The 24,099-nt window shown below is 44.8% G+C and carries 16 protein-coding genes and 1 pseudogene; 3 read left to right on the top strand and 14 right to left on the bottom strand.

The window, feature by feature from the left end:
* Positions 1-116 precede the first annotated feature (116 nt).
* The 6 genes and pseudogenes from JMX70_RS08245 to ispF form a co-directional block, all read right to left on the bottom strand.
* Positions 117-1,076 carry an AEC family transporter gene (locus JMX70_RS08245; RefSeq protein WP_201591191.1) on the bottom strand — a complete coding sequence of 320 codons (960 nt, stop codon included), beginning with the start codon at positions 1,074-1,076 and terminating at the stop codon, positions 117-119.
* Between the two features lie 223 nt (positions 1,077-1,299).
* Entirely contained in the window at positions 1,300-1,503 is a 204-nt protein-coding gene (locus JMX70_RS08250; RefSeq protein WP_191690910.1) for a ChaB family protein, read from the bottom strand.
* Between the two features lie 192 nt (positions 1,504-1,695).
* Positions 1,696-3,591 carry a tRNA uridine-5-carboxymethylaminomethyl(34) synthesis enzyme MnmG gene (gene mnmG, locus JMX70_RS08255; protein WP_191690913.1) on the bottom strand — a complete coding sequence of 632 codons (1,896 nt, stop codon included), beginning with the start codon at positions 3,589-3,591 and terminating at the stop codon, positions 1,696-1,698.
* Positions 3,592-3,849: 258 nt separating this feature from the next.
* The gene (locus JMX70_RS08260) at positions 3,850-4,398 is read right to left on the bottom strand and encodes a hypothetical protein (RefSeq protein WP_144296904.1); all 549 of its coding nucleotides are present in this window, start codon (positions 4,396-4,398) and stop codon (positions 3,850-3,852) included.
* 201 nt (positions 4,399-4,599) lie between these two features.
* Positions 4,600-4,950, bottom strand: coding sequence for a Grx4 family monothiol glutaredoxin (gene grxD / locus JMX70_RS08265; protein ID WP_068408679.1), 351 nt, complete (start codon positions 4,948-4,950; stop codon positions 4,600-4,602).
* Between the two features lie 217 nt (positions 4,951-5,167).
* Positions 5,168-5,644 (bottom strand): annotated as a pseudogene (gene ispF / locus JMX70_RS08270) (2-C-methyl-D-erythritol 2,4-cyclodiphosphate synthase); the annotation flags it as partial.
* Between the two features lie 289 nt (positions 5,645-5,933).
* Here ispF and mnmA point away from each other — a divergent pair.
* Complete coding sequence (gene mnmA, locus JMX70_RS08275; protein WP_201591505.1) at positions 5,934-7,160, top strand: tRNA 2-thiouridine(34) synthase MnmA; 1,227 nt, start codon at positions 5,934-5,936, stop codon at positions 7,158-7,160.
* An 88-nt stretch (positions 7,161-7,248) separates the two neighbouring features.
* Positions 7,249-8,640, top strand: a complete 1,392-nt coding sequence (purB, locus tag JMX70_RS08280; RefSeq protein WP_201591193.1) for an adenylosuccinate lyase — start codon at positions 7,249-7,251, stop codon at positions 8,638-8,640.
* A 145-nt stretch (positions 8,641-8,785) separates the two neighbouring features.
* Here purB and JMX70_RS08285 read toward each other — a convergent pair whose 3' ends face one another.
* Positions 8,786-8,977, bottom strand: a complete 192-nt coding sequence (locus tag JMX70_RS08285) for an NF038104 family lipoprotein (RefSeq protein ID WP_068408670.1) — start codon at positions 8,975-8,977, stop codon at positions 8,786-8,788.
* Between the two features lie 152 nt (positions 8,978-9,129).
* On the opposite strand from JMX70_RS08285, the gene JMX70_RS08290 reads away from it, so the two are divergent.
* Positions 9,130-10,302 (top strand): cupin domain-containing protein, encoded by a 1,173-nt coding sequence (locus JMX70_RS08290; RefSeq protein ID WP_201591195.1) that lies wholly within the window; start codon positions 9,130-9,132, stop codon positions 10,300-10,302.
* 99 nt (positions 10,303-10,401) lie between these two features.
* Here JMX70_RS08290 and guaD read toward each other — a convergent pair whose 3' ends face one another.
* The 7 genes from guaD to JMX70_RS08325 form a co-directional block, all read right to left on the bottom strand.
* Entirely contained in the window at positions 10,402-11,847 is a 1,446-nt protein-coding gene (gene guaD, locus JMX70_RS08295) for a guanine deaminase (RefSeq protein WP_201591197.1), read from the bottom strand.
* A gap of 70 nt (positions 11,848-11,917) precedes the next feature.
* Complete coding sequence (xdhC, locus tag JMX70_RS08300) at positions 11,918-12,910, bottom strand: xanthine dehydrogenase accessory protein XdhC (protein WP_227671210.1); 993 nt, start codon at positions 12,908-12,910, stop codon at positions 11,918-11,920.
* A complete protein-coding gene (gene xdhB / locus JMX70_RS08305; protein ID WP_201591199.1) occupies positions 12,903-15,473 on the bottom strand; it encodes a xanthine dehydrogenase molybdopterin binding subunit in 2,571 nt (856 codons plus the stop codon). The genes xdhC and xdhB overlap by 8 nt, the downstream gene beginning before the upstream one ends.
* A gap of 40 nt (positions 15,474-15,513) precedes the next feature.
* Complete coding sequence (locus JMX70_RS08310) at positions 15,514-17,169, bottom strand: xanthine dehydrogenase small subunit (RefSeq protein ID WP_201591202.1); 1,656 nt, start codon at positions 17,167-17,169, stop codon at positions 15,514-15,516.
* 704 nt (positions 17,170-17,873) lie between these two features.
* Positions 17,874-18,566: a 1-pyrroline-5-carboxylate dehydrogenase gene (locus JMX70_RS08315; RefSeq protein WP_068408665.1), complete on the bottom strand. Its 693-nt coding sequence runs from the start codon at positions 18,564-18,566 to the stop codon at positions 17,874-17,876.
* 11 nt (positions 18,567-18,577) lie between these two features.
* Positions 18,578-21,811 (bottom strand): bifunctional proline dehydrogenase/L-glutamate gamma-semialdehyde dehydrogenase PutA, encoded by a 3,234-nt coding sequence (putA, locus tag JMX70_RS08320; protein WP_201591205.1) that lies wholly within the window; start codon positions 21,809-21,811, stop codon positions 18,578-18,580.
* Between the two features lie 909 nt (positions 21,812-22,720).
* Entirely contained in the window at positions 22,721-24,016 is a 1,296-nt protein-coding gene (locus JMX70_RS08325; RefSeq protein WP_201591207.1) for an NCS2 family permease, read from the bottom strand.
* Between the last annotated feature and the right edge of the window lie 83 nt (positions 24,017-24,099).

Here is a 24,099-nt window from a genome sequence, read left to right on the forward strand (position 1 = left end):
CAATAAATCTTAAAAGTCCCCTTTTCTAATTTAAAAAGGGGACTTTTTTATAACGACTGTTTTTATTTTTATTAAAAGCGAAAGCATTTCTCATATACCTAACATTATTATCGATGCTATATCCACCCTAATCCGCGTAATATCGCCGCACCAATCGCCATACCAAACATTGCCACCACGGTGGTAAATGCTAAAATATTGGCCGCCAATATATCATTACCGCCCATGGCTTTCGCCATCACATAACTGGCCGCCGCCGTCGGTGACGCCACCATCAAAAACAGCACACCCATATGCACGCCTGATAAGCCAAAACTCAATCCGACTGCGATAGCGATTATAGGCGCAATCACAATACGTCCAATACTGGCTTGCATGGATAAACCTGACGGATGCAACATCGACTTTAAATCAATACTTGCACCCGCACAAATCAGCGCCAATGGCAATGCCACCGCAGCTAGTAAATCGCCAGTGGTATGAATGACGCCGCTAATAGGCGGCAGCGGCAGGGCTTTATAAGCAAAAGCTGCGACCAAGGCGATAATTAACGGATTGGTAAACAGTTTTTTGACAATCATTATGCTACGACTGACCCATGTATCGTCGGCGCTTTTGGACACCCGACTTAAGGTAATGACCGCTAAGATATTAAACAATATCGTCACCACGCCCATATAGACGGCACCAATACTTAAACCCTGCTCTCCATAAGCGTTGGCGACGGTTGCCAGACCGATAATCGCCATATTACTGCGAAAGATACCTTGTACAAACACCCCTTGGTCGGCAGGCTTATCGACAAAAGCCTTGGCATAAATCTCTGCGCCTATAAACAAAATAAAGGTCACAACAATACCAGCAATGATTAAAGTCATTTGTTTGGCATAATCGACCTCGCTATCAACCACGCTAAAAAACAGTAAGCACGGTAAACAATAATTAAAGACAAAGCTGGATGCTTGATCGATAAAAGCTTGGCTTGCCTCACCGCGCCTTTGCATAAAAAAACCCAACCACATCAAAACAAGGTTGGGCAATACAATAGTGATAGCAAAAATAATAGCAGCGGTCATAAATAAGCTCAGGTTATGAATATATCCAAAGCTATATTGTTAAATAAACAGCAATGGTGAGTAGGTATTTTAAAATGGGTTAGCTTGGATAACGGAAAGCTATTTTATTATAGTGTATATAACGCCGCTATTGCTGATTTGAATACGAGGGCGTGTTCTCAATTCAATCGATATATATCTAAATGGGCTAAAAATGGTTAAAATTTTAAAATGAAAACACGCCCTAATCAGACTTTTTCACCCACTTGCCGTCCGAGTTTTTCTCATAACTGTTTTCGACAGCGGCCCATGCGGTAGCAAACCAGCGTGATTCATCGTCATATTGTTTACTGGCGCTATTGAATGCGGCCAAAAAGATTTCTTGCGCGTGCTTAGGCAGATTACCTTTTACCGAATCGGGCAGTTCAGATAATTTATCGTAAGGCATATCATTACTCCTTGCTAATTATTTTTCTTTTATCCTACTCTTAAACGAGCACGTCTTAAATTATCAAGTTTTAAATCAGGAAACTGTTTTGAAATTGTTAAGGTATTTGCCATAAAGAAGCCCGTAACGCTTTGTCATTACGGGCTTCTTTTATAAACACAGTTTAAAGCTTTAAGATTTGCTAAACCATTATTATGAGTTTAACGCTGCTTGGGCTTTTTTCTGCTTCTTGACGGTCATCGCCAATAGCTGAATGGCGGCAGGCGTGACCCCGCTGATGCGTCCCGCTTGGGCAAGCGTGGCAGGACGAATTTGCGCCAGCTTTTGCACAATCTCATTGGACAATCCCGACACCACACTATAATCAAAATCCATTGGCAAGGCAGTATTTTCCAAACGCTTCATCTGATCGATATCTTCTTGCTGACGGTCAATGTAGCCGGCGTATTTAACAGAAATCTCAATCTGCTCACCGACTTGGCTATCAACCTCTGAACCAGTAATCGCCGCGATATCAGTAAAATGTATTTGCGGACGTTTTAATAAATCATACGCAGTCGATTCTTTAGACAGCACCTCGCCTGTCTGCGCCGTCACTTGCTGACCTAAAGCATTAGCAGGAGTTGCCCAAATATCTTTGAGGCGCGAGGTTTCGGTAGCAACGGCTTCCATTTTTTCTTGATAAGCCTGCCAGCGCACATCATCTACCAAACCAAGCTTGCGACCAGTCTCAGTCAAACGCTGATCAGCATTGTCTTCACGCAGTAGCAAACGATATTCGGCGCGGCTGGTAAACATACGATATGGCTCAGTGGTACCATGCGTAATCAAGTCATCGACCAGTACGCCAAGATAGGCTTCATCGCGGCGCGGCGTCCAAATATCAAATTCACTGTTTTCACAGGTGACCAATGCCGCATTAGTGCCGGCTAATAAACCTTGGACGCCCGCCTCTTCGTAGCCTGTTGTACCATTGATTTGACCGGCAAAGTATAAGCGGTCGATTGACTTGGTCTCAAGCGTTGGTTTTAGGTTCTGCGGATCAAAATAATCATACTCAATCGCATAGCCGGGACGCGTGATGTGTGCGTTCTCTAGACCCTTCATACTATGAATAAAGTCTAATTGCACATCAAACGGCAAGCTGGTTGAGATACCGTTTGGATATAGCTCATGCGTGGTCAAACCTTCTGGCTCAATAAAGATTTGATGGCTGTCTTTATCGGCAAAACGGTGAATCTTGTCTTCAATTGATGGACAATAACGCGGCCCAACGCCTTCGATTTTGCCTGAGAACATCGGTGAGCGGTCTAGGTTTTCACGGATAATGTCATGGGTGCGCGCATTGGTATGGGTGATATAGCAATTGACCTGTTCAGGATGCATGGACACATCGCCCATATAGCTCATCACCGGCAGCGGTGTATCGCCTGGCTGCACTGTCATCACGCTAAAGTCAACGCTACGCGCATCAATACGTGCTGGTGTACCGGTCTTTAGGCGACCCACCGGTAATTTCAATTCACGTAAACGATCTGCAAGCTTGATAGAAGGCTGATCGCCTGCGCGTCCACCTTTTGAATTTTCCAAACCAATATGAATGACACCGCCTAAAAACGTTCCTGAAGTCAGCACTACAGTTTGGGTGTTAAAAACAATCCCCGTTGCCGTCACAACAGCGGTCGCGCGACCATTTTCGACTAAGATATCATCTGCTGCTTGTTGGAATATATCAAGATTTGGCTGATTTTCTAACGTATGACGAATGGCGGCTTTATAAAGAATGCGATCCGCTTGCGCACGCGTGGCACGCACGGCAGCACCTTTACGACTATTAAGCACTCGAAACTGGATACCAGATTTGTCAGTCGCCAGTGCCATCGCACCGCCAAGCGCATCAATCTCACGTACCAAATGCGACTTACCAATACCACCAATCGCAGGGTTACAGCTCATCTGCCCTAGCGTTTCAATGTTATGCGTCAAGAGTAACGTTTGCGCACCCATACGTGCGGCCGCCAAAGCTGCTTCTGTGCCAGCATGACCGCCGCCGATCACTACCACGTCGTAATTTTTTGGGTATTGCATGTATGCCTCACTTGACTCTCGACGCAACCGTGAGCGTGATGCTATGTCAAATAGCATGGCTGCCGGTCAATAAACGTCAATCGAATTTAAAAAAGAGATAACGACTCAGATGAGCCATTAAAGATAGGTAAAATAGCTGGTAATTATAACAATTTTTTGCCACTGAAAAAACGTTATACGAAAAACTATTTAAATTAACTGCTATTGCCATTAATCATAAAGGTGCATCAATAAAAGCTTGATAAACCTCGAATGGATTTATTTACCAGGGCTGAGCGGTACAATACGGTCAGCCTGCCCACTTGCCAGCATATGGTGGCTGCCGTAAGCTTCTGGGTTAATCTGCAAATAGGCATTCATCTGCCCAATAGCGTCGCCGTCATTGGTCGCCAAGATTTGCTCTTTAATCATCTCAACTGGCGGCAATGGCAAGTTTTTTAGCAAGGCCAAACGCTGAGCGTTATCACCCTTTAGCACAACCATCTCAATAAGTTGCCGCGCATCGATGGGTAAATCAGGGGTGTTTTGTGCCAATAATGCCAAATGATAAGCACCAGCTGCATCTTGATCCGCGACGATACGCTGCTCAATGGCAATATAAGTCGCTTCGGTTGCGCCGCCTGCTACGCTAAGCTGATGGATACATTTAAGGGCAGAATTTGGCTCATTGCCCGCCATATCGATTAAACGGGTTGATTCGTTTTTTAAATACTCGCGGCGTTTTTCGATAGCCGCTTGTTCAGCCGCCTCCTGCTGCTCCGTTAATTCTGTATTTGGTAATTCGGTGTTTGCTAAGTGATTACTCATATAACTCTCGCTTTTAGGCAAAATATATTTATCTTGGACACTATATGGGGCTAAAAGCGATAAAAACAATAAATTGCATAGACAATAAAAAACCCGAATAGCCTTTCTTCATGAAGAGAAATGGCTATTCAGGTTTACTTTGCTGCAATTTCTAAATGATTTATTGAGGCTTATCAACTGCCCAATAAAAACGCTTAACCATTAAGCAGCTGGGCTATTGGCTTCAACCAAAGGTTTTAGCTCGCCTGATTGGTACATTTGCAAAATGATGTCTGAACCGCCCATCAATTCACCGTCAATCCATAATTGCGGGAACGTTGGCCAATTAGCAATCTTCGGTAACGTAGCACGAATTTCTGGGTTTTCTAGAATATTAACATAAGCAAACGGGCGGCCAATTTGGGTCAAAACCTCAATCGACTTGGCAGAAAAACCACACTGTGGAAACTGCGGTGTGCCTTTCATATAAAGGATGACTTTATTGTCTTTGATTTGATCACGAATCAGCTGTTCAACATCGTTTGCAGCAGTATTTGGGGTTTGCTCACTCATAAAAGCTCCTATTTATTAAAACTATTATCAAAAAAAGATAGGTCACGCTAAATTTGGCCTGTGGCTGCTACATGGGGCGATTGCCGTTTATTGCAACCATCATGACTGACTACTAAGCCATTAGGGATTAAACATTAGGCATATTAGCATCTGAAACGTTAACATCAGAAATAGTATTGCTAGCCATATTGTCGTCAGACATCATCATATTTGGTACCAATAATACCACGGCATTGGCCATAATGCCCTCTTGGCGACCGGTAAAGCCCAATTTTTCAGTCGTTGTGGCTTTAATGCTGACATTACTCACAGCTGTTTGCAAGTCACTGGCGATATTTTCGCGCATCGCCAAATTATAGGGTGCCAATTTTGGGCGCTCACACATCACAGTAATATCAGCATTGCCTAAAGTATAACCGGCAGCTTGGACTTTACCATACACATAACGGAGTAGGACGCGCGAATCCAAACCGGCGTGCGCGGCATCGGTATCTGGGAAATGTTGCCCAATATCCCCAAGTGCCAATGCACCAAGCAGTGCGTCAGCAAGCGCATGGAGCACCACATCGCCATCAGAATGTGCCAGCAAACTATGGGTATGCTCTATCGGCACGCCTGCTAATATCACATATTGCTGCTGCTCGCCCGTATTATGAAACGCATGGACATCGATACCTTGACCAATTTTTATCATTATTATTCCAAGTGAATTACTAAGTGAATGAAGAGTGATTAAAATAATTTAGAACCGCTATCTAAATTTCTAAAGCGCTTTTAGACAACATGAGCGTGCATAGCTCGCCACCGCTTACGATTAACTGTTATAATATGACGCTTATTTTATCACAATACCCAGTCCAAAATACCCCGTCCAAAAAATGAGATGACCTTATCCGCTGACTAAGTCTATCACTCTTAGTCTTTTTATCGATGAATAGGGGCATTTTATACTTTAGGTAAGGTATAAATTGTTGAGCAATTCTATGTCAGCCACGCCAAACACCGCAAGTCTACCCGTTTCAGACGCTTTTAGCATCCATCGTCCTTTGACGCTTGCCAATATTGACAATCCTAGCAGCAAGCACGTCATCGTTGGTATGTCAGGCGGCGTCGACTCTTCCGTATCTGCCGTTTTGCTCCAGCAAGCAGGCTTTAAAGTGGAAGGTCTGTTTATGAAGAACTGGGAAGAAGATGACGGCACCGAATACTGTACGGCGATGGACGACCTAGCAGATGCGCAAGCGGTATGTGACAAAATCGGTATCAAGCTGCACACCGCTAATTTTGCGATGGAATATTGGGATCGCGTGTTTGAGCATTTCTTAGCAGAGTACAAAGCCGGACGCACGCCAAATCCAGATATTTTATGCAATAAAGAAATCAAATTTAAAGCGTTCTTAGATTATGCTTTGACCCTCGGTGCTGATTATATTGCCACTGGTCACTATACGCGCCGCAGCGTGAACTATGAAAATAACAACGGTGAAACCGTCGCCCAGCTCTTGTGTGGACTAGATAATAATAAAGACCAAAGCTACTTCTTACATGCGGTCGGCGGCGATAAAATCGCTAAGACGCTATTCCCGGTAGGCGAGCTTGAAAAACCAGTCGTGCGTCAAATCGCCGAAGAACATGACTTGGCGACGGCTAAAAAGAAAGATTCTACTGGTATTTGCTTCATTGGTGAGCGCCGTTTTAAAGACTTTTTACAACAGTACTTGCCAGCACAAAAAGGCGATATCGTCACCGACGACGGTCATGTGATAGGTCAGCATGATGGCTTGATGTATTATACTTTAGGTCAGCGCGGCGGCATCGGTATCGGCGGCGTCAAAGACCGTCCAGAAGAGCCTTGGTTTGTACTAGCAAAAGATTTGGCTAAAAACCGTTTGATCGTCGGTCAAGGTCATGAGCATCCGATGCTGATGAGTAATGAGCTACAAGCTTATAAGCTTGACTGGGTCGAAGGCTTGCCGCCTGCCAATATTTTTAGCACGGAAGGCTTACGCTGTATGGCAAAATCTCGCTATCGTCAGCCCGATCAGGCCTGCCGTGTTTACGCGCTAAATGATGATGGCAGTGAAGTCCGTGTGGTATTTGATGAGCCGCAACGAGCCGTTACGCCTGGTCAATCAGCGGTATTTTATATCGATGAGGTGTGTCTTGGTGGCGGTGTGATTGCCGCTATCGATGCGCCTTGTGGGTTTTGATTTTAAATAACTTTCAACCTTTCTTCATTTTTGCTTATTTTTATCACTTTTACTCCTGTTACTTTTGACAACTATTTGAGGCATCACTATGACTCCACTTACCGCACTCTCTCCAATCGATGGCCGTTACGCATCTAAAGCCGACAGCTTGCGTCCTTATCTATCTGAATTTGGTCTGATTAAAGCTCGCGTTACCGTCGAGATTCGCTGGTTACAGTCATTGGCAGATAATAGCGCAATTGGTGAGTTGGCAGCGTTTGATGCCGATACCAATGCCTTTTTAAACAGCATCGTTGACGACTTTAGCGAAGCGGACGCGCAAACGATTAAAGATATCGAAGCGACGACCAACCATGATGTCAAAGCGGTTGAATACTTTATCAAAGACAAATTCCGTGGTAATCAGCAGTTAGAAGACAGCTTGGAGTTTATTCATTTCGCTTGTACCAGTGAAGATATCAACAACTTGTCCTATGCGTTAATGCTAAAAGACAGCCGCGAAATCGTCGTTGCTAAAATGCAGCAAGTGACCGATAGCATTGTTGATTTGGCGATTACTCATGCTGACCAGCCAATGCTATCACGCACGCACGGTCAAACGGCCAGTCCAACGACGCTCGGTAAAGAGATGGCAAACGTCGCTTATCGCTTAGCCCGCCAAATTAAACAAATCGGTCAAGTTGAGCTACTCGGCAAAATTAATGGCGCAGTCGGTAACTATAATGCTCATTTCTCAGCCTATCCTGATGTTGATTGGCAAGCACACGCTGAGCAGTTTATTGACCAGCACCTAGCGCTAACGTTTAACCCTTACACTACCCAAATCGAGCCGCATGACTATATCGCTGAATTGTTCGATGTGGTCAAACGTTTTAATACCATCTTGATCGATTTTAACCGTGATATTTGGCAATATATTAGCTTAGGCTATTTTAAGCAGCGCCTAAAAGATGGTGAAGTGGGCTCTTCTACCATGCCGCACAAAGTCAATCCGATTGATTTTGAAAACTCAGAAGGTAACTTGGGCGTGGCGAACGCGATGCTTGCACATTTGGGTGAAAAACTACCGATTTCACGTATGCAGCGCGATTTATCAGACTCGACGGTACTGCGTAATATCGGTGTTGGCTTAGCGCAAAGTATGATTGCTTATGATGCGTGCCTAAAAGGCGTTGGTAAACTTGAATTGAATGCACAGCGTTTAAATGACGACTTAGATAACGCGCAAGAAGTATTGGCTGAGCCGATTCAAACGGTCATGCGTCGTTACCGCGTTGAGAACCCGTACGAAAAACTCAAAGCCTTGACCCGTGGCAATGCTATGACACGTGAGGCCATGCTGACTTTCGTAGAAAGCGATGAATTATCTGCGGTTTCAGATAGCGATAAAGCGCGCCTACGTGAACTGACGCCTGCGACTTATACTGGTAATGCCGCTGAGCAAGCTCGCACGATTAAAGACTGGATTGCTAAGATTTAATCTCTGATCAAGCTTGAAGTAGCTAGCGGACATATTTTGAAATAGATATAAATGAGTAGGACTGCCTATTCATTTATATTAAGAAAAACATTAACCTTACCTACTATTACTTGTCTTAAAAGACAGTTAGTTAATGGGTAAGGTTTTATTTTTTATCTTTTTTATCATCGTCATCACTGTCGCCCGGTATGATGGCTTTACCGACCGCCACTGTGCCTTTGACCACGCCTTTGGTGGTTTTATAAGCGATTTTAGCTGGCACGGTCACAACCTTGTGCACACAAGCTTGTAATAAAAATACGCTGGCGATAATAACGATAAAATGTAATTTTTTCATAAACTTCCTACGATTGATGAGGTGTTCTGACAGCAACTATTCATACGGTAATACTCGCTATCAGCTAGGCGATAATCATAAACTATTAAAACTTTCCTATAAAGCATCTCTTGTTATTTCTCTTATACCCATTTTTAGACATGGATTTATCAATGACCACAATTCCTCTTTGCTTGCCCGACTCTATCACGCCTGAGCAATTTTTAAGTGAATATTGGCAAAAAAGACCGCTCCTTATTAAGCAAGGCTTACCGCAGCTAATTGGCATGTTTGAGCCAGACGATATGCTTGGTCTTGCTATTGAAGAAGACGCGGCTGCACGCCTGCTCACCCAAGCCGCTACTAAGCAAGACGGCCTAGCGCAATGGCAACTTAAAAAAAGTCCCTTAACTGAAAGCGATTTTGACAATTTGCCTGAACAATGGACGGTACTGGTACAAAACCTTGAGCAATGGTCGCCTGAGCTTGGGCAATTGTGGCAAGCATTTGACTTTATTCCGCAGTGGCAACGCGACGATATCATGGTGTCTTATGCGCCAAAAGGCGGCTCAGTCGGCAAGCATTATGATGATTACGATGTGTTTTTAGCGCAAGGCTACGGTCAGCGTCGTTGGCAGCTTGGCAAATTTTGTGATAAAAACACTGAGTTTGTCGCCGATGAGCCGATTAGATTGTTCGATGATATGGGCGAGATTATTTTTGACGAAATACTAGAAGCGGGTGATGTGCTTTATGTGCCACCAAAATTATCGCACTTTGGCGTTGCGCAAGATGATTGCCTAACCTTCTCTTTTGGTTGCCGTCGTCCGAACTTGATGCAAATCATCGACAGTCTGGCTGATATTGCTACCAATGACAGTGATTTATTTATACCAATGCTACTGCCTCAATCTTTGCAAGCGTCAGGTGAATTGACAGCCAGCAGTATCGAAGCGATTAAAGAGCAGCTACTACAAATGCTGCAATCTGAGCGCGGCGACGATATCATTCGTCAAGCGGTATCTGAAGTGGTGAGTAAACGCCAGTATGATGCGCTGGTGCCAGAAGAAACGCTAGATACTGATGAGCTTATGCAGGCTCTATCAGAAGGCGCGACACTACAAGCCGACTATAGCAATCGTTTGCTGTATAGCCAAACCAATGATGGCGTGACGCTATATGCCAACGGTCAGCGCCTTGATGGTTTGGATGCGGAAGCGGCCGCTGTGCTAATGCGTTTGGCCAATGGTGAGCATTTACAAATTCAAGATGTTAAGGGTATTGACCCAGACGATTTGAGCGAATGGTTAGAGAATGGTTGGGTATGGTTAGATTACGCTGAGTAATATAATACCTATAACCACTCGCCAATTATGATTGTTATTTAAAAAATTCACCTTGAAATAAGCTGACTATTTGTCAGCTTATTTTATGTCACCTCTTTTTTATACCGCGCCTTTCTTATAACAGCTCATGCCAGCAATGACTGTTTCTTCAATCACTCTATCGTCGCCAAGCATCATCAGCACAAATAACTGCTCATCGAGTGATTTTGTCTGCCTCATACGGCGCGCGAGTAGCTCTGTCGCGCCCATATCTATTATCACAAAATCCGCTTCTTTATCAGGCATAAAGTTACCGATTTTATCGTCTAATAATAGCGACTGCGCGTTACCTAAAGTAATATGATACAAGCCTTGATGCGCGGATAATGGGTTGTTTTGTAATTGTTGCACTTTATAAGCTTCCGATAACGTCGTCAGCATCGACAAACTGGTTCCTGCCCCTACATCGGTGGCGATACTAACGCCGGTATAACGTAAAGTCTTAGATAAATCAAACAGACCACTACCCAAAAATAAATTGGACGTTGGACAATGGGCAATTTGCGTCCCAGTATCACGCAGTACCTCATACTCTGATGCTTCAAGATAAATACCATGCGCTAAAGTAGTCCGCCTTCCCAGTAACCCCAAATCATGATAAACGTCGAGATAGCCCGTATGTTTGGGATAAAGTTCACGTACAAAGGCAATTTCAGCCAGGTTTTCGGCCAGATGCGTTTGCAGATATACACTCTCATAGCTGCGATATAACTCACCAGCCATTTGCAGCTGTTTTGGCGTCGATGTGATGGCAAATCTTGGCGTAATCGCCACATGTTGACGCCCGCGCTCATGCCATTTATCAATAATATTTTGTGAATCGCGGATACCTTGCTCAGTCGGCACACACAAATGCTCAGGCGCATTTTGATCCATCAGTACATTACCAGTAATCATGCGCGTATTTAGGCGAGTACTTTCTTCAAAAAACGCTTCAACCGACTCAGGATGACTGGTCGAAAACACCAAAGCGCTGGTCGTACCATTGGCAAGCAGCTGGTTTAAAAAGAACTTTGAGGTATCATGCGCAACCTGTGGGTCACTAAAATTGGCTTCGGTGACAAAGGTGTAATTGTTGAGCCAATCAAGCAATTGCTCACCAAAGGCGGCAATCATATCTATCTGCGGATAGTGGACATGAGTGTCAATAAAGCCTGGCATGATAAGCTTGTCTTGATAATCGTGAATCTGTACGGGCGCTTTGCTCTGTTGTGCGCTACTACTAGCATATCGCGCCATAATCACATTTTTACTGCCATAGTCTAGCACGCGACCGCTCACATCATCGACGACCAAAGCACCTTCGGCAATATACTCAGGATAAACATTAATACCTGCGATTACAGGGCGCAATATGACATTTTTATCAACCACTGGTAGTGTGGCATCATTGGCATGTGTATCATTAGTGCTTGTATCACTGCTGTTGGTGCTTTTTTCTCTCTTAGCCAGATTGTCTTCGGTTAGATAATGCAGCAGTCGTGCTTGATAAATATGTATGGTCATAAAGGCGTCTCACCTAAATAGAGTAAAAGGCAATAAAGTTTTACTGATAAATGTTAATTAGAAATAATATTTATGCTTGGTGATACAGCTGCAAAATTTGACTGGCGATAGATACCGCAACGGCCATTGGTTCTTTACCGCCAATCTCAAGGCCAATTGGCATCGTTACCTTATCAACGACTTTTTCGCTATAACCGCGCTGCAGCAACTTTTCTTTAAAGCGCTTGGCTTTGGTTGCCGAGCTGATACAGCCGACATAAGGCCGCGCACTGCTTTCCTTTAATGCAGTCTTTGAATCAGTAGCTAGCAAACAATCTAAAGCCGCGCGCACCAAGTCAAAATCAAGACTATGATCATGGGTCATGACTAAAATAAAATACTGCGTGCCTTTATTAATAGATAGCCTGCGAGCGCCATTAGCTAGAAATGGGCGAATAAAATCAACCGGATCGTCGTCAATATGCACACGAATATGCGCTGGTAATTGGTCATTTACCTGTCCGTCCGCTGTGCCAGATTCAGCGCTCAAATAACGCTCAAACATCTCAGGACGACTGTCTACCCAGTCCACTTGGCATGGCAGCTCAGCCAGTATACTCATTAATGCGGTAGCTACGTGCCCGCCCCCAAAAACCAATAGCGACATCGGCGGTGTCAAATGAAAGCATTCAAACATCACCGTCACGCTACCACCGCAGCATTGTGCTAACTTAGCGCCCAATGGATAATGTTTGCTGTAAACTGCTTCACGGCGTACCGCTTGTGCTTTTGCAGACCTGCCTGCTTTTAATGGTTGAGAGGAAGCTTTCGAATTATTTGGCTCAAGCTCGCCATTAAGCAGTTGCCGCGCTGTTAGCGTCACATCATGCTCTAAACTCCCACCGCCCAATGTATCGCAGCAGTCATCGAGTGTGACAATCATTTTAGATTGTAGATCGCGAGGTGCCGAACCATTGACGGCAACGACCGTCGCTAATACATGGGCAACCCCCTGCTGCTGATATTGCGCCAGTCCCTCATACCATTTCGTTGGTGGCATCTGCGTGATAAGTGACTTATTCACTGTGCGCAGGTCCACGAGCCGTTGAGACGTTGGGGTTTTCTATCGCCTCAGGCTCTTCATCAAACAATTGACCTTCAGACGCAGGCGGTGTCGTGTCTGTCGCATGCGGTACTTGCTGCGGCAGTACGCGATCGTCATCAATGCCGCAGTCATCGTCAGCTGGCGTTAAGCTTTCAATAGTTTCGGTATCTGGTTTAGAAGCGATTTCCCACGCTTGACCTTGTAGACGCATGACGGCTTTTAGTACGGCCTCTGGCGTCGCTGGCATGGTCAGCTCTGGATTTTTCTTATAATTACCCAAGCTTGCGATGGCATTATTAATCGCACACCAAACGCTCGCTGCTAACATAAACGGTGGCTCACCAACGGCTTTAGAATTATAAATGGTCTGCTCTTCATTTTTACGATCAAACAGTTTGACGCGCCATTGTTTAGGCAAATCATGTGCCGTAGGAATTTTATAATTAGCGGGGCTGTTAGAAGCAAGCTTACCTTTTTTATCCCAAATAAGCTCCTCAGTGGTTAGCCAGCCCATACCTTGCACAAAGCCTCCTTCAATCTGACCAATATCAACTGCAGGATTAATCGATTGTCCGACATCGTGCAAGATATCGCAGCGCAGCACCTTGTACTCTCCTGTTAAAGTGTCAATCTCAACTTCTGCGCAGGCTGCACCTAAAGCAAAGTAAAAGAAGGGTCGCCCCCACGCTTTTGAGCGGTCGTAAAATATCTTGGGGGTTTTGTAATAGCCAGTCGAAGACAAGCTAATACGGTGCTGATAAGCGAGCAAGACAAAATCTGCAAACGTAAGCACCTCTTTAGCACCGATATAAACGTGATTGCGCTCAAAACGGACATCTTCGGCATTGACTTGAAAATGCTCGGCAGCAAACTCAAGCAAACGATTTTTAATGGTGATACAGGCATTTTGCGCCGCTTTACCATTCATATCCGTACCCGATGAGGCAGCCGTCGGCGAGGTATTTGGCACTTTATCGGTGCGAGTAGCAGTGGCTTTTACCGTATCTAAATCGACATCAAATTCATTAGCAACGATTTGGGCAATTTTAATATATAACCCTTGACCCATCTCGGTGCCGCCATGATTGACTTGAATCGTGCCATCGGTATAAATAAGTACCAAAGCGCCAGCTTGATTGAGGGTTTGCACGGTAAATGAGATACCGAATTTCACTGGCGTTAACGCTAGACCCCAGCGTTTATCATTGCCTTCAGCTTCAGCCTTTTTATTTGCTTCGATAATTTGCTGACGGCGCTTATCGTAATCGCTATCCTGTGCGAGCGTCCGCATGATAGTCCCCAAATCAAAATGCTCAATCGGCTGACCGTAATGGGTGCTTTGACCGTTTTGATATAAGTTTGCTAGACGTACCTGCAACGGATCTCTACCTAACGTATAAGCAATGTGATCCATCATATATTCAGCGGTTAGCAAACCTTGTGGCCCACCAAAACCGCGATAAGCAGTGTTAGATACCGTATGGGTCTTGCAGCGGTGACCTGCTATCTGCGCGGCCGGATAATAGTAAGCATTATCACAATGAAACATCGCCCGATCGACAATAGCATCGGACAAATCAGGCGAATAGCCACATAGTCCTGCTAGCTTCATATCGACTCCAAGTATCTGTCCGTCTTCATTGACGCCGACCTCATAGCGATTGGAAAACTCGTGCCGTTTACCAGTCACCACCATGTCATCTTGTCGATCTAAGCGCATACTGACTGGCATATTTTGGCGCTTAGCCACGATAGCGCACAGGCACGCCCACGCCGCAGCTTGGGTTTCTTTACCGCCAAAGCCGCCGCCCATTCTACGCACAATGGTAGTCACTGCATGAAAGGGTAAATCGACTACTTCAGCGACCAGTTGCTGCACTTCGCTTGGATGCTGCGACGACGTATAAACTTCAAGACCGCCATCATCACAAGGCACAACGTATGATACTTGCCCCTCAAGATAAAAATGCTCTTGACCAAGCATATGAATATGCCCTGCAATACGCGTCGGTGCTGATTTTAGCTCAGCTTGCGTATCACCGCGCTGCATAAAGTGGCTCGGCCGTACAAACTGCGCTTGCTCTAACGCCTCATCGATAGTCAATATGGCTGCTAATGGCTCATATTCTATCAGCGCATTCAGCACTGCTTTTTTGGCGGCACGATGACTGGTTGCGACGACCGCAAACAAGGTTTGACCGACGTATTCGGTGATTTTATCTGCCATTAATGGATCGCCATCGAACACGGGCCCGATATCAGTTTTGGCAGGTAAATCTTGAAAAGTAATGACATCGACCACCCCATCGGCCGCCCATACTGCACTTAAATCCATATGTAAGATACGGGCATGGGCGTGAGTGCTTTTACCAATCGCTAAATGCAGGGTGTTTTGCGGTTTTAGCATGTCATCGACGTATGTGGCCGTTCCCATTACATGGCTGATAGCACTGTCATGTTTGACTCCCGTACCGATTTTATTTTTTGGCGGGCGCTGTCGGCGTATACTATAACTGTCAAATAGTGAAGAATGATGGCTCATAGTGTCTCTTCCTTGTATTCTTTACAAATGGCGATAAACGTTAAGCGCTCGCAGGTTGTATATCTGCGACCAATTGCTTACCGCATTTAATCATTAAGCGCTGCACGACATGCATACGATACTCACGACTGGCTCTAACGTCCGTCATGGGCGAGACATCTAACGCCAACTTTTGCGCCGCTGCTTCAAAACTGGCAACTTCAACAGATTGCCCAACCAGCATTTCCTGACAATTTGTCGCCAATAAAGGAATCGCCGCCATACCGCCAAGACCGAATTTTGCATCTTTAATCGTCAACCCATCTGCTACCAAATCGATTCTTGCTGCCAATAAACAAGCAGAAATGTCGTCTTCATAACGCTTACTTACCTTATGAACATATAAATGCTGATGGTCTTGCAACAGCGGAATATGCAGGGCGACGATATAACTACCAGCGCGCAGTTTGGTCTTTTTATAATCCAAGAAAAATGCCTGTAAAGGTATAATCTCATCAATATAACCATTTTTATTAGCATCGCTACCATCAATAGCTGCGCAATGACGCAAATGAATTTGCGCATCTAGTGCCAATAAAACCGGGGGCAAATCACCAATCGGTGAAGCATTAGCGACGTTACCGCCAATGGTGCCCATATTGCGAATTTGCGGCGAGGCAATGCGTTCAAATAAATGAGCAAAACTTGGAAAATACTCTTCAAGGACAGGTAGCAGTTGCTGATAACTCATGCCCGCGCCCAATATTAAAGATGGTACTGCCGATTTCATTTCGCTATTAACCTTGTCGCTGTTAACTTTATCGGCATTAACTCTAGATTTCTCATCAGTATGTTGATGTAAGTCTTGTAGCGACCAAGTTTTTAGCGCCTCAACCGCTGACAGTTGCACAATCACTTCATGATCGACCAGGTGCTGGGTCACGCTTAACCCCAAATCAGTACCACCTGCCCAAATGGTTGCGTTTGGATACGCGGCTAACACCTGATTGAGCTCGTCAATGGACTGCGGAATAAAAAGTTTGCGTGCTGCTTGCGTGAGTGCAGGCTCAATAGTATTGCTAGCAGCGTGTTTGCTGTTTGCCATTGCATCGGTTGCCAGCTTTATCGTTAAATCTTTAGCAATGATTTGCCCAGCATCGCGCTGTTTGCCAATTTTGCCCATCGCTAAACCCGCATCGATAATAGGACGATAACCGGTACAGCGGCACAGATTTCCGGATATAGCAGCGACAATATCATTGTAACTAAGATCGTCCGATGCCAGTCCTGCTGCCACTTGCAAACGTTGGTTTTCATAAGTACTCGCCAGCGTCATGACAAATCCAGGCGTACAAAAACCGCACTGCGAGCCATGGCAATCGACCATGGCTTGCTGAGCTGGGTGCAATAAGGCGCGATCTGGGTGATTGGCGGGATTATCGGCGATATAAGCGGCAGTCATCAGATGATGATCATCCATCAATGACAGTAGCGTGATACAAGTATTAAGAGTATAAAAAGGTGCTTGCATAGATTGGTCTGCGTCATGAGCAGGCAAGCGCTGCGCCATGATGGTACACGCGCCGCAGTCGCCACTCGCGCAGCCTTCCTTGGTATCGGTTTGCTTTTCATGCAGGCGTAGATACTCAAGAACGGTGGTGTTCGGGTTTAGATCAGTGACTTGTTTGTACTGACCGTTCAAATAAAAACGAATCATAGCAACGCTCGGCTGTCAGGATAAAAGGCAGATAAAAACTATAGTTTTATCTGAAATCGAATATAAAATGTTAACAATCAATATCTGCAAAGGTCAGGCGTTATTACGACACCGCCCTAAGGTAGTATTCAATTATCATGTTAATAATATTTATACGATGACGATCATCATACCTACATCAATACTGATAGTTATACGGGTATTGAATAAGCTGACTGCCTATCTGACTACTGACTTGCTCAGGCTTAATCGGTTTGCGGTTTGAACTTTTTAATTCACCAATCATCTATGCGTCAATTAAAAAGCGGTCATAAAGGTCGGGTATAGGTAAAGGTAAAGCTAACTACCCTATCGAAAAAACGGAGAATATAAGCATGGGTCACACTCCTTTTTAGCTTAAAGTACCTCAACATTCCGTGTTGAAGCTGTCTATTAGCATTCAATGAATAAATGCTGACTAAACGGTTAACTTATACTAGCACTAACTTTATTTAACTTACAACTCAAAAAAGCACATTATTTTGTTTAATAATTCAAAAACTTTTTAATACTATATATTTTTAGCTAACCTTTTTGATTAATTTTATCCTTAATTTTTCATAAAACAATAAAAAACGGTCAGTAATCATTTCCCAAATTGCTTGGAAAATGGCTACTGACCGCCGCTTATACAATCCTAGTTTTTTTATTTAGCTTTACAGCACTTACTCGGTGCCAAGCTCGAGCAAGCTGGCATTACCGCCAATCGCTGTGGTATTAATGGTCCTCACCCGCTCAGTGACAAAGCGGTACAGATAATCGGGCGTTAGCATCTCTGACATCCCCTCCATATCAGTGACCGCAATGACCTGCGTCAAGATACCATCGGTCTTAGCAAGCTCTTGGCTGATGGCTTGCACCTCGCTTTGGTTGCCTGCGACCGCAACTTGCGCTAATCGATCGATATATAGCAGTGTAATGGTTTGCGAATCATTGGCAACGCTTAAGACATCATCGCTGATGCCAGTGTCATGCAATATTTTTGCCGCTTCAACACACATCTCGCTCTGACTTGGGCAATGCAATATCACCTCGTTGCCAGTCAGTAAAGCTGCAACCAATTGCCCAAGTACCGCCATCGCGCGAGCAGATTCGCCGCCGATAACCATGGTTTTGCCGCGAGCAGTCACGTACAAATCATTGGACTCACCTGTTGCGCCCGTCATACGCTGCACGTCATCGAGCATCGGCGCGGCATTTAATAGATGGGTAAATAAACGCTTGGCTTTATTGGCGTCACCAGTAAGCAAAGCCAATTTAGCAACAGCTGCTTGCAGATAAGTTGCTCGCTCTACCGCGCTTAATAACCGCCAAGCTTCACAAACTTGGGCATGATTCTTTTTAAATTCATTCGCCATCTTGCTACTCCTTATGCGATTTGGGTTTGGGTTTCAGTGCTATTATTTTCTACCGCCGTGTTCGACTCAGTACACAGCTGCATCAGACGCGCAACGTAATGCGGCCCGCCAGCTTTTGGACCCGTACCAGACAGACCACAACCACCAAACGGCTGCACGTTAACGACGGCACCGATTTGGTTGCGGTTAATGTAAGTATTGCCGACAAAGGCACGGCGCTCGATATGCTCGGCGATATTTTCAATACGGCTGTGGATACCCAAGGTCAAACCAAAACCCGTGCTATTAATCGCATCAATAAGCTTATTTAAATCACGCGCTTGATAACGTAGCACATGCAATATCGGACCAAAGTGCTCGCCACCAATCACATCGATACTTTTCACCTCAATCGCGGTTGGCAAGACAAAGGTAGAGTGCTCTTCGCTAACCACTGAGCTTGCGCTCATCGGCGTCTGCGCCAAAATCGTCGCCGTTGGTTCAGCTGCCATACGCTCGATATGCGCGTCCAGACTTTGCTTGGCGTCGGCATCAATCACTGGACCGACATCGGTTGCGGCATACAATGGATTGCCGACGACCAGTTCAGCCATCGTTCCTTGTAACAGCTCGATTAAATTGTCCGCTACTTCTTCTTGCACACATAAGATACGGCACGCAGAACAGCGTTGACCTGCCGAACCAAAGGCAGATAATACCGCATCTTTAACCACTTGCTCGGGCAATGCGGTTGAATCGACAACCATGGCATTCTGACCGCCGGTTTCGGCTATCAATACTGGCAACTCACCACTGATTTGCCGATGCAGGCTCTGATTGATATGCTGCGCCGTTTGGGTTGAACCGGTGAAAATAACGCCTGCAATATTATCGGCAGCGGTCAACGTGCCGCCAACTTCGCCAGCGCCAACAACAAACTGCAAAGCGTCTACCGGCACGCCAGCTTGATACATCAGCTGCACAGCAAAATGCGCGATTAAGCTGGTTTGCTCGGCAGGCTTGGCGACTACAGTATTACCTGCGGCAAGCGCCGCCATGATTTGACCAGTATAAATTGCCAAAGGAAAATTCCACGGGCTGATACAAACAAAGGTGCCCCGCGGCTTATACACTTGACGTGATTGCTTGCCTGCTAAGTCGGTAAACTCATAAACCTTGGCGTCGAGACGTTCTGCTTCATCGGCATAAAAACGGCAAAAATCAACCGCTTCTTTGATTTCATCAATGCCGTCTTGCATGGTTTTACCCGCTTCGATTTGGCAAAGCGCCATCAATTCGGCATAATTTTCTTCATACAAGTCCGCCACTTTATGCAAAATAGCCGCGCGCTTGGCAGCAGGTACGGCTCGCCATACGCTTTGACCTGCAATGGCAGCATCAATGGCTTGCTGCGCAATATCAGCATTGGCGTAGGCGACTTCACCGGCGATGACTTCATGGTTCCAAGGCGCGCGTACGGTTTGCGACTCAAGTTTTTCAGAATTGCCATGGACTTTATCTGCATCAACTGCTTTGCCGTTAATGATAGAAGTTGCCGACCAAGTTTTATGCAAATGGCTATCGATAGCGGCTTTAAATAGTAGCCACTGCGACTCTACAAAGATATTAGGGCCAAAACTGGCTCGGCGCGCGCCATAGATATCTAATGGCAACGGAATATCAGGATTGTGCAAAGTAGCATTGCTCAATAACTTATCGTATGGGTGCACGGTGAGCTTATCAATGGGATAAGACTTATCTAATAACTGATGCACAAACGAGCTATTGGCACCGTTTTCTAGTAAGCGGCGTACCAAGTACGGTAGCAAGTCTTTATGAGCGCCAACAGGTGCATAAATACGCACGGGGATTTTGTAAGCTTGCAGAATATGGTCATAAAGCGCATCGCCCATGCCATGAAGACGCTGGAACTCAAACTCTCTGTGCGCGCTCATGGTCATCACTGAAGCAAGCGTGTGCGCATTATGGGTAGCAAACTGTGGCCAAATCAAACCGCGCAAATGCTCTGACAATAAGAAGCGCGCACAGGCAAGATAAGCGGTGTCTGTGCCTTCTTTACGGGTCCAGACCGGATAGCCGGACAGTCCCTTTTGCTGGGCCAGTTTGATTTCAGTATCCCAATACGCGCCTTTGACCAGACGTACTGGAATACGGTCACCGACTTCAGTTGCCAAACGCGCAAGCCACGTCAAAACGGCAATCGCACGTTTAGAGTAACCTTGTACCACCAACCCTAAGCCATCCCAACCGGTGGTTAAGTTATCACGGTAAAGAGACTCAAACAGCTTTAAAGAAATCTCAAGACGGTCTGCTTCTTCGGCATCGATACTGATATCGACATTGACCTCACGAGCCGCTTCAATCAATAACAAGCAACGCTGACGCAATAGTCCCATCACTTGCGCTTCTTGCGTCGCTTCATAACGCGGATGCAATGCCGATAGCTTAATAGACACTGACGGCTTTGGCATACCTTCTTTTACCTTAATGCTAGCCGTCGCTTTAATCGCATGCAGGTAATCATTAAAGTATTTTTCCGCATCTTTATGGGTAATCGCCGCCTCACCTAGCATATCAAACGAATAGGTATAGCCTTTATTACGATAAGGCTGGCTGTTTTTATTGGCGCCCTCGATGGTTTCGCCAAGTACAAACTGATGCCCCATAATGCGCATGGCTTTTTGCATGGCACTACGAATGACCGGCTCGCCCATTTTTTTGGTCATACGGTCCAAAAACCCAGCAGCGGTAGTATCACGATCAATACTGACAACGCGGCCCGTCATCATCATGCCCCACGTCGAGGCATTGACCATAAAACCGTTGTCATTTTTGATGTGTTTTTTCCAGTCAGCGACGCTCATTTTGTCGTGGATAAGCGCATCAGCGGTGTAATTGTCTGGCACCCGAATCAAGGCTTCTGCCAAACTCATGAGCAAGATACCTTCTTGGGTATCAAGGCTATATTCAAGCAATAATGAATCAACCATTTTTACGGCTTTGCCATCATTACGCACATGCTCGACCAATTGACGAGTTTGCGTAGCAGCCCCTTCACGCTCGGCATCCGTTGGTTTGGCGAGCGGCAACAAGTCCGTCAACCAGCGCTCCTCGTCCACACTATATAAAGGTGAAATACGGGAGAATAGCTCGTTCGACGATTGACCGAGATAAGCGGGCTTTAATATATCGAGCGGATTAAATAAAATCGGCTCTTGCGGGGTAAATTGGTCTACTGGGTTCATAACAACTCCATAACTATCGTTTAAAAACCATAATAAATGGTGCGGTGGGAGCTTTGATTGCTAAAAATATAGCGGCAATTATTGTCAAACATTCTTAAAACTTCACCCCTACTATTCTTGATAACAAACATCTTTGCTATCGAATAGTGGATAAATAATAATAACTATAGAAATAAGCCAATTAGCAATAAACAAAAGACCAAACAGCGCCATTATAAAACGAGAAAATCCAGCATAGGCTGGAAACGGTCAAGTAGGTCGTTTTAGTGTTAAACGGGCTACGTTAACAATATAAAGGCAACAACAAACAGCTAAGCGGCATTAGTGCCTTCTTCTTGTTAGTAGTGAAAGGAGGTGATGCTCAAAGGTAAGTGACGTTTCATAGAGGTTTGCGTTCATAAAATCTAACATTTATAACATCTGAGTTTTATGGAAACTTAAAGCCTAATAAACACTTATCTGTCATCTTATAGAATACTAATTCACTGTAAGAAAAACCTCTACGGCGTTGATTGAGGTGATGCGCTTAACTTCGACATGGTAGCATGAAAAAAATTTTCCAACTAACGAATTTACCTATTTTAACCAAACAAAATACTGTTTAAAAACAAATGGTTATTAACCACTTATTAGAAATGACGCTTTAGTTATAAATTTATATTTACTATGGCTAATTAATCGTTTTTGAATCAATGACTTGTCTTTATTTATTACAGCCATTTAATTTAAACCCATACAGAATATGAGCGAATCAATAACGTAATCATTTTATTTAGTGCTGAAGATAGCGGTTTATAGTATTTATTTTTACGCATAAAAAACCCTTCTCATTTAAAATAAGAAGGGTTTAATGAGCAAAGCTGAGCATTTATCAAATGACTAAAAATGACTGCAATTTAAATTACAATCTTAGATAAACACAATCTTCGCAAGTAACACGGCCGTTAATATCCAAACAGGAATACTCACGTCAGAGAACTTACCGGCGACGACTTTAATAGCAGCAAAGGTAATAAATCCAAGCGCGATACCATCAGCGATTGAGTAAGTTAATGGCGTAAACAACAACACAACGACAACGGGCGCCGCCTCTGTTAGATCTAACCAATCAACATCTTTTAGAGTACCCATCATCAGTACAGCGACATAAAAAATAGCGCCTGCTGTTGCATAGCCTGGAATCATACCAGCAAGTGGAGCAAAAAACATACTTAATAAGAATAGCACCCCGACCGTCACAGCGACTAATCCAGTACGTCCTCCGGCTGCAATACCTGACACACTCTCAACAAAGCTGGTGGTCGATGAAGTACCTAGTAGCGTACCGGCAACCGTGGCGCTCGAATCTGCCAGTAGCGCTTTGCCCATATTAGGTATTTTGCCATCCTTACCAATTAAGCCTGCTTGACTGGTCGTTGCAATCAAGGTTCCAGCGGTATCGAATAAATCGACGAATAAAAAAGCAAAAATAACACTAATCATCGCTACGTCAAATGCACCAGCAATATCAAGCTGCATCAGCGTTGGCGCTATCGGTGGCGGTGCCGATATAATGCCAGTAAATTGTGTGTTACCAGTAATTAAGCTGATAAGCGCTACCAATAAAATCCCTATCGTTACTGCGCCGGGTATTTTTTTATGCGACAAGCCAACGATAACAATAAAGCCCAATGCCGCCATCGCAGGTGAGAACGCGGTCATATCGCCCAGTCCCACTAACGTCGCGTCATTATTGACGATGACGCCTGCGGTTTGTAAGGAGATAAAGGCTAAAAACGCACCGATACCAGCAACTACGCCTTGTTTAATACTGTCCGGAATAGAGTTGATGATAATTTCGCGTATTTTAAAAAGGCTTAATAATATAAATATACAACCGGACAAAAATACCGCGCCAAGTGCGGTTTGCCACGAGTAGCCCATTCCTAAAACCACGCCGTACGTAAAGAAGGCGTTAAGTCCCATACCGGGAGCTAGCGCGACTGGCAGGCGAGCATAAATCCCCATAATAAAACACCCAACTGCGGCGGCAAGACAGGTGGCGACAAACACCGCACCTTTATCCATACCAGCGTCAGCAAGGACGTTAGGGTTGACAAAAATAATGTAAGCCATCGTTAAAAACGTGGTGACACCGGCTAAAATCTCTGTTTTGATCGTGGTATTTTCACCATTAATACCAAAATAGCGTTCGATTGCGTTCATAAGAGTCGCTTCCAAATTGCAGTAAGTAAATTATCATTATTTAACTGTATTGATAAGTGTCGCTTCCAAATTGCGACGCTCGA

It is taken from the genome of Psychrobacter pulmonis (genome assembly GCF_904846465.1).
Lineage (GTDB): Bacteria > Pseudomonadota > Gammaproteobacteria > Pseudomonadales > Moraxellaceae > Psychrobacter > Psychrobacter faecalis.

Excerpts from the sequence above, each read along its gene's own strand:
- JMX70_RS08310 (WP_201591202.1), bottom strand. The coding sequence starts at position 17,169 with ATGATTCGTTTTTATTTGAACGGTCAGTACAAACAAGTCACTGATCTA.
- JMX70_RS08325 (WP_201591207.1), bottom strand. The coding sequence starts at position 24,016 with ATGAACGCAATCGAACGCTATTTTGGTATTAATGGTGAAAATACCACG.
- guaD (WP_201591197.1), bottom strand. The coding sequence starts at position 11,847 with ATGACCATACATATTTATCAAGCACGACTGCTGCATTATCTAACCGAA.
- xdhB (WP_201591199.1), bottom strand. The coding sequence starts at position 15,473 with ATGAGCCATCATTCTTCACTATTTGACAGTTATAGTATACGCCGACAG.
- putA (WP_201591205.1), bottom strand. The coding sequence starts at position 21,811 with ATGAACCCAGTAGACCAATTTACCCCGCAAGAGCCGATTTTATTTAAT.
- JMX70_RS08290 (WP_201591195.1), top strand. The coding sequence starts at position 9,130 with ATGACCACAATTCCTCTTTGCTTGCCCGACTCTATCACGCCTGAGCAA.
- purB (WP_201591193.1), top strand. The coding sequence starts at position 7,249 with ATGACTCCACTTACCGCACTCTCTCCAATCGATGGCCGTTACGCATCT.
- JMX70_RS08250 (WP_191690910.1), bottom strand. The coding sequence starts at position 1,503 with ATGCCTTACGATAAATTATCTGAACTGCCCGATTCGGTAAAAGGTAAT.
- JMX70_RS08315 (WP_068408665.1), bottom strand. The coding sequence starts at position 18,566 with ATGGCGAATGAATTTAAAAAGAATCATGCCCAAGTTTGTGAAGCTTGG.
- JMX70_RS08285 (WP_068408670.1), bottom strand. The coding sequence starts at position 8,977 with ATGAAAAAATTACATTTTATCGTTATTATCGCCAGCGTATTTTTATTA.
- JMX70_RS08260 (WP_144296904.1), bottom strand. The coding sequence starts at position 4,398 with ATGAGTAATCACTTAGCAAACACCGAATTACCAAATACAGAATTAACG.
- grxD (WP_068408679.1), bottom strand. The coding sequence starts at position 4,950 with ATGAGTGAGCAAACCCCAAATACTGCTGCAAACGATGTTGAACAGCTG.
- mnmA (WP_201591505.1), top strand. The coding sequence starts at position 5,934 with ATGTCAGCCACGCCAAACACCGCAAGTCTACCCGTTTCAGACGCTTTT.
- mnmG (WP_191690913.1), bottom strand. The coding sequence starts at position 3,591 with ATGCAATACCCAAAAAATTACGACGTGGTAGTGATCGGCGGCGGTCAT.
- JMX70_RS08245 (WP_201591191.1), bottom strand. The coding sequence starts at position 1,076 with ATGACCGCTGCTATTATTTTTGCTATCACTATTGTATTGCCCAACCTT.